The 11,612-nt window shown below is 62.7% G+C and carries 8 protein-coding genes; 5 read left to right on the top strand and 3 right to left on the bottom strand.

The window, feature by feature from the left end; all coding sequences use genetic code 11:
* Positions 1-226: 226 nt before the first annotated feature.
* Complete coding sequence (gene metG, locus CRD60_RS07585) at positions 227-2,086, bottom strand: methionine--tRNA ligase (RefSeq protein ID WP_113860677.1); 1,860 nt, start codon at positions 2,084-2,086, stop codon at positions 227-229.
* A gap of 268 nt (positions 2,087-2,354) precedes the next feature.
* On the opposite strand from metG, the gene CRD60_RS07580 reads away from it, so the two are divergent.
* Both CRD60_RS07580 and CRD60_RS09470 read left to right on the top strand, forming a co-directional pair.
* A complete protein-coding gene (locus tag CRD60_RS07580; RefSeq protein ID WP_127975673.1) occupies positions 2,355-3,044 on the top strand; it encodes a hypothetical protein in 690 nt (229 codons plus the stop codon).
* Positions 3,045-3,184: 140 nt separating this feature from the next.
* Positions 3,185-3,610 carry a variant leucine-rich repeat-containing protein gene (locus CRD60_RS09470; RefSeq protein ID WP_407923186.1) on the top strand — a complete coding sequence of 142 codons (426 nt, stop codon included), beginning with the start codon at positions 3,185-3,187 and terminating at the stop codon, positions 3,608-3,610.
* A 640-nt stretch (positions 3,611-4,250) separates the two neighbouring features.
* Here CRD60_RS09470 and CRD60_RS09200 read toward each other — a convergent pair.
* Positions 4,251-4,571 (bottom strand): hypothetical protein, encoded by a 321-nt coding sequence (locus CRD60_RS09200; protein ID WP_236630914.1) that lies wholly within the window; start codon positions 4,569-4,571, stop codon positions 4,251-4,253.
* Here CRD60_RS09200 and CRD60_RS09465 point away from each other — a divergent pair.
* Together CRD60_RS09465 and CRD60_RS07565 are read left to right on the top strand one after the other, a co-directional pair.
* Positions 4,453-5,007 carry a BspA family leucine-rich repeat surface protein gene (locus tag CRD60_RS09465; protein ID WP_407923188.1) on the top strand — a complete coding sequence of 185 codons (555 nt, stop codon included), beginning with the start codon at positions 4,453-4,455 and terminating at the stop codon, positions 5,005-5,007. The two genes, CRD60_RS09200 and CRD60_RS09465, sit on opposite strands and share 119 nt — an antisense overlap.
* A gap of 447 nt (positions 5,008-5,454) precedes the next feature.
* Positions 5,455-7,248 carry an MFS transporter gene (locus CRD60_RS07565; protein WP_201737246.1) on the top strand — a complete coding sequence of 598 codons (1,794 nt, stop codon included), beginning with the start codon at positions 5,455-5,457 and terminating at the stop codon, positions 7,246-7,248.
* Positions 7,249-7,534: 286 nt separating this feature from the next.
* Here CRD60_RS07565 and rsmI read toward each other — a convergent pair whose 3' ends face one another.
* The gene (gene rsmI, locus CRD60_RS07560) at positions 7,535-8,494 is read right to left on the bottom strand and encodes a 16S rRNA (cytidine(1402)-2'-O)-methyltransferase (protein WP_113860672.1); all 960 of its coding nucleotides are present in this window, start codon (positions 8,492-8,494) and stop codon (positions 7,535-7,537) included.
* 1,039 nt (positions 8,495-9,533) lie between these two features.
* Here rsmI and CRD60_RS07555 point away from each other — a divergent pair.
* Positions 9,534-11,612 (top strand): leucine-rich repeat domain-containing protein (locus CRD60_RS07555; RefSeq protein WP_130473084.1); only part of this gene is annotated, 2,079 nt, incomplete at its 3' end.

The raw sequence follows: 11,612 nt of genomic DNA, 5'->3' as shown, positions 1-11,612 counted from the left end.
ACTGGAACCGCACGACCGGGCGGGGCGAACATGGATGGAGAAAAGAAAAACCCGGCGGGGTTGACGCCGGGTAAAAGGAGAGAAGAAAGTTTTAATTATGGGGTGTCCATCTGGAGCCTCACCACCGGGGGAACCGCTGGTAATTCTTATACTGCTACCCTTTCCTTGGAAAATGAATAGCCGAACCTGAGAAAACCCTGGGAATTTTAGTCTCTATTCCCCTCAATCAGGACAATTGGCCCTTGGCTGCCTTGAGACGCTCGGCCTCAGCCTCCTGGCGCTTGGCCAAATCAGCCTCGAAGCGGGCCAGCTCCTCGTCCACGGCCTCCTTGGGAATCTTGGCGAAGATCGGGCTCGGCTTGTCCACAGGCGTGCCAGCCACCAGGGGCTCGCTCTCCCAGGGGTGGACGGTCTCGCCCAGCTTGTAGTCGCCGGTGATGATCGGGTAGGAGAAGCCGGGCTTGTCAAGGTCATCGACCTCCTCCAGGCGCGGCATGGGCGAGAAGACGCCGGAGCCACCCAGGGCCTGCCAGACCTGCTGGGCCGAATGGGGCAGGAAGGGGGCCAGCAGATGGTTGCAGTCCGAGACCGCCTGGGCGGCGACATGCAGGACAGTGCCCAAACGCTTGGGGTCGTCCTTGATCTTCCATGGCTCGGTGGCGGACATGTACTTGTTGACCTCGGCCACGGTGCGCATGGCCTCGACCAGGGCGTTCTTCTGGTGGTGGAGCTCCAGGAGCCCGCCGATCACATCAAAGGCAGCTGAGGTCTCCTCCAGCAGGGCCCGGTCCTCGGAGGTCATGGAGTCCTCGTCCAGTTCGGGAATCTCGCCGAAGTTCCGGTAGATCAGATTGGCCACACGGTTGACCAGGTTGCCCCAGGATGCAGCCAGCTCCTCATTGTTGTGGCGAACGAACTCGGACCAGGTGAAGTCGGCGTCCGAGGTCTCGGGGCCGGCGATGGAGATGTAGTAGCGGACCGCATCGACCGGGTAGCGGGCGAGGATGTCCTTGACATAGATCACGATGCCGCGCGAGGAGGAGAACTTCTTGCCCTCCATGGTCATGAACTCGGAAGCCACGACCTGCTCGGGCAGGTTGAGCCTGCCGTACTCGCCGGGCTCGCCACCCTTGGAGCCCCGCCCATTGTAGGCCAGAATCTCGGAAGGCCAGATCTGGGAGTGGAAGGTGATGTTGTCCTTGCCCATGAAGTAGTAGCCGGGGGCGGAGGGGTCGTTCCACCAGGCCTTCCAGGCCTCCGGGTCGCCTGAGCGGCGGGCCCACTCAATCGAGGCCGACAAATAACCGATGACGGCGTCAAACCACACGTACAGCTTCTTGTTGGGGTTGTCGATCCAGCCGGGCACCGGCACGGGGATGCCCCAGTCGATGTCACGGGTGATGGCACGGGGCTTGACCTCGGCGAACAGGCCGATGGAGAAGTTGATGACGTTGGTGCGCCAGCCCTCACGGCTCTTGAGCCAGGCCAGGTTGGCCTCGGCTAGGGCGGGCAGGTCCAGGAAGTAATGCTCCGTGTCCTTGAAGATCGGTGTCTCGCCGTTGATCTTGGACTTGGGGTTGATCAGCTCGTCCGGGTCCAGCTCGTTGCCACAGTTGTCGCACTGGTCACCGCGAGCGCCCTCGTACCCGCAGATGGGGCAGGTGCCCTCGATGTAGCGGTCCGGCAGGGTGCGGCCTGTGGATGGGGAGATGGCCACCTTCTGGGTGTCATTGTAGATGTAGCCGTTCTGCAGGCACTGCTTGAAGAGCTCCTGGACCACATGCTCGTGGTTGCCGGTGGTGGTGCGGGTGAAGAGGTCGTACGACAGGCCCAGGTCGCACAGGTCCTTGGCAATGACCCGGTTGTAGCGGTTGGCCAGTTCCTGGGGGGTCACGCCCTCCTTGTCGGCCTCCACCAGGATGGGGGTGCCGTGTTCGTCGGTGCCGGAGACCATGAGGACATCGTTGCCCTTCATGCGCTCGAAGCGCGCGTACACATCCGAAGGCACGCCGAAACCTGCCACGTGGCCGATGTGACGGGGGCCGTTGGCATAGGGCCAAGCAACATTCACCAAAATATGTGTCATAGTCCTCGATTATCAGTCCCAGCGGGGACAGTGGGGGCGGGCACCCGGCGCAATCCGCTTGGGTCAAGAGTTAATCGGCCCGCGCTTTGCGGGCAAAGCCCAAGCAATCAGCCTTATAACCGATGGTCAATCAGGCCTGTGGATCCCTAGGTCCCGCAAAGTCCACAGGCTTATCCACAGCAGCATTGAAGCACCGGACTTCATCCACATATCCACAGAATTGGCGAGGCTCGCCTTGGGTGATGCTGGCCCTATCTATAGTCGGACCATGGACCAGCACACAGTAACGAACATTAAGACCAGCAAGGGCAGCCGGACCAGGTCCAGCAACCGGTCCGGGACCGGCAGCGCTTCCGCGAGCTCCCGCCTCAAGAACCCGGTCGGGGGCAGCGGCAGGCCCGCGGCCGGCCTGCCCGTCCTCCTTGGACTTGAGGACCTTACCGGCCCCTTGAGCCTTCACCGACTTGCCCTGTCCGGTACGGTGAAGCAACTTGACGACAGCAGCATCTACCACCCCCAGGATGCCGACACCCTCTATGGCAGGGGTTCCATCATCAGTTCGATCATTCCCCAGGGGACCATGGCCTGTGCGACCACCGCCAGCTGGGTGTGGCTGGGCGGACCCTTCCCCAACAGCATCGACCTGGTCTCCAATTCCCATTTTCGGTCCACCGTCTACGGGCGCCCCATCAGGCTCTTCAACCGGGCCTGCCCACCGGGGCATGTGAGCCATATCGGCGACCTTGCCATCATCAGTCCTGTCCGCACCGCCTGCGACCTGGCCCTGCTGCCGGTCAAGGAGGCCGAATCCCTCCACGCCAACGAGCTGATCAGCGCCCTCATGCAGGACTTCGGTTTCCAACCCCAAGACTGCCTGCGGCTCCTGCACGACTGCCGCTACTGGCCGGGCTCGCCCAGGGCACGCAGCTATTTCACCCGCATCAAGGGCTGCTACTGAGATGGCTGCCGCCGACATGACCACTGCGGGGGTGACTGCCGCTGAGGATGCCTGGACCATTCCCAACTTGTCAGGACGTTTGAGGGGCCGGGGCATATGAGCTCGGCAGGACTGCCCGTCAGGCAGCGGGGTGGGGGCATATGAGTTTTACAGCACTGTTCGGTCGCCACGGGAGGCGCAGGCATTCCCATCTGCGTCTTCGTGAACTCACTGGGTCGCAGCCCTCTCACCGACTGGACCGTCTGCACCTGGGGCAGACAGGGGAAGGAGGAGACGATAAGCAAAGCCACAGCGGTTGGAGCGGAGCAAGCGGTGGCAGAACAGGCACATTGACGGAGCATGGCACCGAAAATCCTCCAGAGCCGCCCCTGGAACTGACGCCCCTGCTGGCCTGCAGCCCCGACACCGACCCCGAGATCCTCTGGTTCATAGCCCGGCAGGCACCCCAGCTTCGACGCTGGCTGGTAGCCAATCCAAGGGCTGATGCCAGCCTGCTGGAATATGTCTCCCAGGCCGGCGGCCCCGGATTGGACACGGCCTTCTCCATCCTCTTCGACAAGGCCTAGACCAAAGTCATCCTTGGCTTCACAGTAGCTTTCTTCCCTGTAGTTTCAGTCACTCACCAGTGGAGGACTGGGCTGGAAAGGGGCGAAGGAAATCTCGATATGGTGTTGTCTTCGCATCCGCAAGCAGCGGATTTGGCGATAATCGGTTGGCGGTCTCGGAGCGCTGTCTCATCGCCCCTAGGTACACGGCCCACACACGGCCACCTGCTCAGACGGCTCGCTTGAGCCACACTGTGAGCCAAACCCTTTCAACCATGCGCTCTGGCATCCCATTCCTCACCCTGCTTGATGGTCGTTATATGATTGTTGTATCGCCGCAGTGTTGCATATGGCGCTGTCGGCAATGTATTGCCGACCAGGACCGTCTTGTGCCGGTCGTATTGATGGGGACATGAGACATGGTTCTCAATATGCATTCTGTACACAAACATCGCCATGCGCGAAGAAGGGCCAGTGCCCTCCCTCACCCCGCGATCGCATTGGCCCTGGCTATGGCACTACTGCCCTCCAGCGCCCAGACGGCCGGACTTGCCACCGTCCAGAACCCGGCGCCAGGACGGCGACGCAGGCCCTGACACAGGGTGGGTCGAACCCACAGGTCAGGTCCGGGTGCACGGCCAGGGCAGGCACCTTCGGCACATCACCCTGGACCATCGGCGCTGACTGCACCCTGCATTCCCGGGCCGGCACCTTCCCGGACAACCCGAATCCCTTTGTGGGTAATGATTACCTGCTGTGGACAGACACAGGCAAGGACGTGGCCGATGTCGTCTTTGACGACCCCACACACCCACCTGGCTCCCGACTCAAGCAACTTGTTCCGGGGGACACAGGCCATCGAGATCACGGACCTCGACCAGATCGACACCAGCAACACCACCGACATAAGCTTCATGTTCCACTCAAGCAAGATACCAAGCCTGGGCGTAAGCAACTGGGACACCAGCAACGTCACCACCATGGGCAACATGCTGCCATCAAGGTTGCGCCACTTGGTGTTGGGCGGCAAGAAGCAGCTGAGTGATGCCACGTTCGGCGGTGTGAATCCCTACGGTTCGGAGCTGACGGGCCGGTGGGCCCTGGAGGACGGAACCTGGAGCAGCCAGACCGGCAAGCAAGCCTGGGACTTCTCCCAAGCCACCAACAAGGACCTGGACCTCTACGCCAATGGACCGCCAAAGCCTCCAAATCCGGCAACGGGAACACCGGGAACAGCAGCAGCTTCAGCAGCACCGGCAACACTGGCACCACCGGAACCGAGCAACCCGCACGGCACACCTATCCCGGACAGGCCGGCCACACCGGACCCACCTCCGCCAGCGAAAGCGCGGGTGACCCGAAGCCCCTGGCCGGCACCGCCGCCGGCATCCGGCTGCCCATGCTCACCGCAGGCATGATCACCCTGCTCGCCCTGGGCCTGGCAATCCTGGCCGCCCCGGCAAGGACCCACACCCACACGGACCCCAAGGCCAAGCACTGACCGACCAACCCTGCCATAAATGAAGGCGTTCCCGCGCCCCAATCACCGGAACGCCTTCACGCATAGCAGAAGCAACATCACGCAGACCCCAGGCCATACTGCCGCAATCTCTCAAGGCCTTGCCAGAGCGTCTCCACCGCCCCCACACAAGTCAAGAAAGTGGTCTCAACAAGCGGGAAAAACGGCCATCTGCTAAGATTGACCGAGCACTTATTTGTCGGACGGCTGCCGAACAGCACCGCCAGCCACATAACGACACAGGATGAATCGGCAGAGGTCTCTCCACTCACGCATGTGCAATGCCGTACCCGTCCCGAGTTCATACAGGGCCAGCAGTTGGGTCCGCACACGAACGGAGGTCACCATGACACCCATGCAGAACCAGCAACGTCAGGGTAGGGAAGAACACCAGCGCCACTCTGCCCGCAAAGCCGGCAAACCCAAGCACACCCTACAGATTCATTTTCGACGCAAACGGCTCAAGACCACTGATGTGACCGTGGTTCCGCATGACACCCTGCGCCAGGCCATTTCCGGCACGGTCGTAGGCAACTTTATGGAGTGGTACGACTTCGGCGTCTACGGCTATCTGGCCGTCACCATGACCAGCGTCTTCACCAAGGGATTGCCGGAGAGCATGGGACTGCTGGTCATGCTCCTGGGATTCGCGGTCAGCTTCCTGGTACGGCCCCTGGGCGGTATTGTGCTGGGCCCCTTGGGCGACCGGGTGGGCCGTCAGAAGGTCCTCTTCTTCACTATGGGCATGATGGCCATCTCCACAGGTCTGATCGGTCTGCTGCCCACCGCAGCGCAAATCGGCCCCTGGGCCGTGCTGCCCCTCTACTTTCTGAAAATGATGCAGGGCTTCTCCACCGGCGGAGAATATGCCGGTGCCACCACCTACATCTCCGAGTTCTCCCCCGACCGCAAACGCGGCTTCTATAGCGCCTGGCTTGACTTGGGATCCTACCTGGGGTCCGCCTTCGGCGCTATGACGGTGGCCATCACCACCGTTGTCTGCGACCATATCTGGGGAGCCGGGTCCATGGCGGCGATAGGTTGGAGAATCCCCTATCTCCTCACCATTCCCTTGGGCATCATAGCCATTCTCCTGAGGTCCCGCATTCCCGAGACACCCCAGTTCACCAACCAGCTCGAGCAGCAGGAAGCCGAGGCGGCCGCCTTGGAGGCACGCGGCAACGGGGCCACCCAGGAGCAGGCCAAGAAGGACACCCCGGGCTCTGTCCCCTACCTGATCCACCATCATTGGCGCGAGCTGCTCATGGCCATCTCCATCGTGGCGGCCACGAACACGGCAGGCTACGTGCTGACCAGCTACATGCCCACCTACCTGGAAGAGGAGGTCGGCACCACACCGACCATGGCCGCCGCAGCCAGCGCCCCGGTGCTGATTTTGATGTCCCTCTCCCTGCCGCTGATCGGTGCCCTTTCGGACCGAATAGGCCGCAAGCCCGTCTACGCAGCAGCGGTTGCCTCCGCACTGATTTTCATGCTTCCAGCCTTCTGGCTCCTTCACCAGGGAGACTTCTGGGCCATCCAGGGCGCCCTCCTGCTGATCGCCATACCGGTGGCCTGCTATGCCGGGGTCTCGGCCTCGACCCTGCCGGCCCTCTTCCCCACGTCGTCCCGCTTCGGCGGCATGGGGCTCTCCTACAACCTGGCCGTCTCCCTATTCGGCGGCACTACCCCGCTGGTGGCCCAGGCTTTGATCGTGCTGACCGGCAACCATTACATGCCGGCCGTCTACATTATGATTTTCGCGGCCTTGAGCGGCATCGCGGTCTGGTGCATGCAGGAGTCCTCGAAGTCGCCGCTGCTGGGCTCCCTTCCTACGGTCGAGACCAAGGCTGAGGCCATCCACCTGGTCAAGAACCAGGACGACGACCCGCTGATCGATACCTCGACCATGCCCATGCCCCTGGTCACCATGGAGGTATCGGTGCCGGAGGTCAAGCAGCCCGAAGAGACAGCAGCCGCTGGGGCAGATGGGGCCGCTGGGACTGGCACCGATGCGAAGGCTGGCGCGGAGTCCAACGTGAGCGGCGATAAGCCAAGTGCAGACAGGCAAAGTAACGGTAAGCCGAGCGATGACAAGACAGGTGGCGAATCGGCCCCGCAGAAGGCCAGCGAGCAGTAACCTGGGCCGGCCCGTACGCTAGCCGGTATCTGCAGGCCGCAAAAGGCCCTGGCGATTTCAGTCGTCTATGTCTGGCATATCGCCGTAGCCAAGGCTTGTATGCACTGATCAGCCTGCAGGGAAGGGGATGTCTCAACATCCTTTTCCCGGAAGTGCGCGTGACTCGGCATCCACCACGCCGGCGAAAGGGTAGGCTCGGCCAGCTTGCAAACCGGGAGGGGAAAGCTCGTGTTACAGAGCTTGACTCCTTGCGTGATGTTGAGCGGTATTGGGTGCCTCTTGGCATTCAGCCCTGGCCTTTGAGATCGAGCACTGCCGCGTAGACCTGCTTGCGGTTGGGCAGGGAGCCGTCGGGCAGTGGGTGGCCCTGAACCACCTGAGCTATGGCCTCCTTGACCCTCATGCCACTGTCGGCCGCCAGCCCTTGCGCCAGTAAGGCCAAATCCTCAATGCTGAACTGACTGGGCTGGGCCTCCTGCATCTCCTGAGCCGAAGCCCCGGCTATGACCAGCACGATCTCTCCCCGGGGTGGCTCGTCAATCACGGACTGGCGAATCTGCCCAATGCTCCCCCGCCGAATCTGCTCGTACTCCTTGGTCAGCTCCCGGCACAGGGCCATGGGCCGGTCCGGCCCGAAGACCTGCAGGAGGTCCTCCATGGACTCGTCAATGCGGTGAAGGGTCTCGTAGAAGACCATGGTACGTGGCTCGGTCCGCATGGTACGCAGATACTGTACCCGCTCACTGTGCTTGCGGGGCAGGAAACCCTCGTAGCAGAAGCGGTCTGTTGGCAGGCCGGAGAGGACCAGGGCGTCCAGCACGGCAGAGGGACCCGGAGCGCAGGTGACCGGCAGTCCGCGCTCGATGGCCCGCCGCACGATGGCAAGGCCGGGGTCGTTGATGGTGGGCATGCCCGCATCCGAGACCACCAGCACGCTGGCCCCGGCCTCCACCTGGTCCAGAAGTCCGTCCGCCTTGGATCGCTCGTTGTGGTCATGGTAGGCGACCACACGACCGCCTACCCGCACGTCCAGGCGGTTGGCCAAATCGTAGAGCCTCCTGGTGTCCTCGGCCGCCACGATGTCGGCCTGCTCCAGGAGACTGCGCAACCTGGCGGAGGCATCAGCTGTATTGCCGATGGGGGTGGCTGCCAACACCACGGTTCCCACCGGCACCAGTGGTTCGGCAAGCACTTGGCGTTGAATCGGATCCTGCCGGTCTGACTCAGTCACTCGTTCAAGATTCATAACTACCAGTATCGCCTCATGTATGGAAGAGTTAGCTCACCGTGCATGACCATGCCGAAGGCTTTGACCCACTGTTGCTCAAGGCCTCAGCCTGACGTGTTATAGTGACGGACTAGATAGTGCTGTGGGCTGGCATGCCTGAAGCCAGGGGGAGACTTGAGGTGCTGCACTGCCGTATACGTGTTTGCTCTGTTAGAAGACAGACGAGACTCGAGCCGCATAATCGCCCACCCGGCAAATATGGAATAGTAAAAGGAATCCGAGTACCAATGTTGAATACTGTTGTGCGTGCCATTGTCGCGGGTTTGCTCACCTTGGGCATCGCCGCACCCAATGGAGCAAATATCACCCCCCCCCCCCCCTAGAGGAAACTGAACACACCAGCACCAGCACGCCACGGCAGGCCGAGGGCGGACACCAGCCAGCCAGGGACACGGCCGGCACACACACCAGACAGACACGCCCCATAGCCCAACACACACCCAGCGACACCGACGTCCACGGGCAGACAGCCGACAAGCCACAGACACCAACCAACCCCAGCCCCGACGGCAAGGACACGGCAAACCCGCACAGCGACAAGCCAACCCAACCGGCACCCACACCCAAGGACACCAACCCCCTACCCCACACCGGACCCACCCCCACCTGGCAATCCACACCCGACAAACCCTGGCTGCCACGCGACGGCGGCCTAAGACCACGCTCCGGCTGCACCACCGACCTCAGCCGACTGGACGACTGCTTCCCCGACCCCAACCTCGCCCAAGCCCTCGCCCAAGCCCTACACGGCAACACCAACACAGCCCAAACCCTGACCAGCAGCGACATCACCAACACCACCAGCCTCAACCTCAACAACAAACACATCACCAACCTCCAGGGCATCCAACAATTCACCAACCTGGGCGAACTGGACCTGGGCTCCAACGACCTGGACAACACCAGCCTGGCCCCCCTGGGATCAGGCAGGCTGGACAGCCTGCGCAGGCTGTGGCTGGACCACAACCACCTCACCGACCTCACCGGCCTGGGCGACATGTGGTACAGTACCAACGTCAAGCTGCCGGCCCTGGCCCACCTGGACGCCTCGGGCCAGTCGGTCACCATGCCCGACCTGCCCGCCGACCTGACCAAGCCCGTGACCCTGGGACCCGCCAAAGTCGCGGCCGGCACAGTGGGGACCTGGTTGGCGCAGCCCAGCAGCGGCAGCGGAGAAACCATCATCGAAAACGAATATTTAGACAGAAACTTCCCTGCGCGTGAGGCGGCCGCGCCACCCGCGCCCAGCCCCGTCAGCGACGCCCGGTACCACGACGGCACCCCCGGAGGCACCACCACCTGGGGCAAGGACGGCCGCTATGAGGTGTCCAGCACCCCCGCAGCCGATACCGGGACCATGACCTGGGCCAGACGAGGAGCCGGCACCTACACCTACGGCTTCCGCATGCAAGGAGACGCACCAGGCGGAAAGTGCGCCACCAACGGGCCCAGCGGCAACTGGGCCTGCGGCGGCACCACCCCCTGGCGCGGCTTCGGCTCCCTGGTCTTCTCCGGCACCATCACCCAGAAGGTCACTCTCAGGGACGGGTCCTGCACCATCGATTCCAGCAGCATCCTCACCTGCCTGACCAACAGCGACGACCACCTGGCCAAAGCCGTGGCCAAAACCCTGGGCAAGAGCGTGAACGACACCCTCACCAGCCAGGACCTGGCCACCATCAACCTGAACCTGGCCAACGGCCAGATCGACGACCTGACCCACATCGACCTCTTCTGGCAAGCCACCATACTGAACCTCGACAACAACCAGATCAGCGACATCAAACCCCTCAAACCCCTGGCCACCAAACTCACCAACCTGCACCTGAGCCACAACCAGATCAACGACATCACCACCATCAAGGACCTCACCGGCCTGGCCGAACTGGATCTGGGATCCAACAACCTGGACAACATCCACCTGGCCCCCCTGGGAACAGGCAGCCTGACCAAGCTCAACAAACTGTGGCTGGACCACAACCACATCACCGACCTCACCGGCCTGGGCAACATGGACAGAGGCAGCGGCGCCAAGCTGCCGGACCTGGCCTACCTGGACGCCTCGGGCCAGTCGGTCACCATGCCCGACCTGCCCGCCGACCTGACCAAGCCCGTGAGCCTGGGACCCGCCAAAACCAAAAACAGCAGCTCGTGGACCTTGTTCGCGCAGCCCAGCAGCGGCAGCGGACCCACCACCATCTGGGACTACGACCTCGCCCCAAACGGAAACGTCGCCGCGCGTGACTCGTCCGCGCCCCCCGCGCCCAGCCCCACCAGAGACGCCCGCTACCACGACGGCACCCCCGGAGGCGCCACCAACTGGGGCACGGACGGCCGCAACGTAGTGTCCGGCACCCCCAAAGCCGATGACGGGACCATGACCTGGCCCAGACGAGGAGCCGGCACCTACACCTACGGATTCCGCATACAAGGCAGACCAACAAACCAATACTGCAACGCCAACGGGTTCGTCGGCACCGGCTACCGCAACGACGTCTGCGGCGGCTCCACCCCCTGGGGCGGCGCCGGCACCCTGACCTTCTCCGGCACCATCACCCAGAAGGTCACTCTCAGGGACGGGTCCTGCACCAGCGACTCCAGCAGCATCCTCACCTGCCTGACCAACAGCGACGACCACCTGGCCAAAGCCGTGGCCAAAACCCTGGGCAAGAGCGTGAACGACACCCTCACCAGCCAGGACCTGGCCACCACCAACCTGAACCTGGCCAACGGCCAGATCGACGACCTGACCCACATCGACCTCTTCTGGCAAGCCACCACACTGAACCTCAACAACAACCAGATCAGCGACATCAAACCCCTCAAACCCCTGGCCACCAAACTCACCAACCTGCACCTGAGCCACAACCAGATCAACGACATCACCACCATCAAGGACCTCACCAACCTGACCGAACTGGACCTGGGCTCCAACAACCTGGACAACACCCACCTGGCCCCCCTGGGAACAGGCAGCCTGACCAAGCTCAACAAACTGTGGCTGGACCACAACCACATCACCGACCTCACCGGCCTGGGCAACATGGACAGAGGCAGCGGCGCCAAGCTGCCGGAC

Origin of the sequence: Bifidobacterium aemilianum (assembly GCF_003315635.1) — a bacterium.
GTDB classification, from domain to species: Bacteria; Actinomycetota; Actinomycetes; order Actinomycetales; family Bifidobacteriaceae; genus Bifidobacterium; species Bifidobacterium aemilianum.
The sequence above is the reverse complement of the archived record's forward strand: the minus strand, read 5'-3'. Positions and strand labels throughout refer to the sequence as shown.